Source organism: Microbacterium sp. Leaf351 (assembly GCF_001423825.1).
Classification (GTDB): Bacteria; Actinomycetota; Actinomycetes; order Actinomycetales; family Microbacteriaceae; genus Microbacterium; species Microbacterium ginsengisoli.
On record NZ_LMPK01000007.1, the window covers coordinates 45115 to 45598 of the forward strand.

At 79.8% G+C, this 484-nt stretch carries 1 pseudogene; it reads left to right on the plus strand.

From position 1 onward, the window contains the following. Positions 1-449: pseudogene (locus tag ASG00_RS16595) on the plus strand (hypothetical protein); the annotation flags it as partial. Between the last annotated feature and the right edge of the window lie 35 nt (positions 450-484).

Genomic DNA, 484 nt, shown 5'->3' on the forward strand with positions numbered 1-484 from the left:
ACTCGCCCCGCGAATTCCGCGAGCGCGTCGAGGCGGCGGCCAGCGCCGACGACCTCGCCACCACCTCGCGCACACTCGAGGCGATCGCCCGCGAGCTCGGCTGGGACGACTCCTACGGGATGCCGCGGCCCGGCGAGTTCGGCCACCACGGCGGCCCGCGCGGCCACCGCTTCGGCCCCGGGTTCGGCCCCGGCGCCGACTCGGACGCCCCGCACGGCTTCGGCCCCCGCGCCGGATTCCCGCCGTTCGGTCGCGGCCGCGGCTTCCGCCCGTTCGCGGGCGGCAACCGCCACCGCGGGTTCGGCCCCGGCGCACACCGCCGGTTCGGCGAGGACCTCGGCCGCGGCGAGTGCGCCGCCCACGCGGGGCACCACGGCCACGGCGAGCGCGGCGACCGTCGCCCCGACGCGCAAGGCGCGCGGGACGCGGCATCCGATGATCGCGGCTGAGCGCGATCAGACCGCGTGCACGGCGTGCGCGGGGG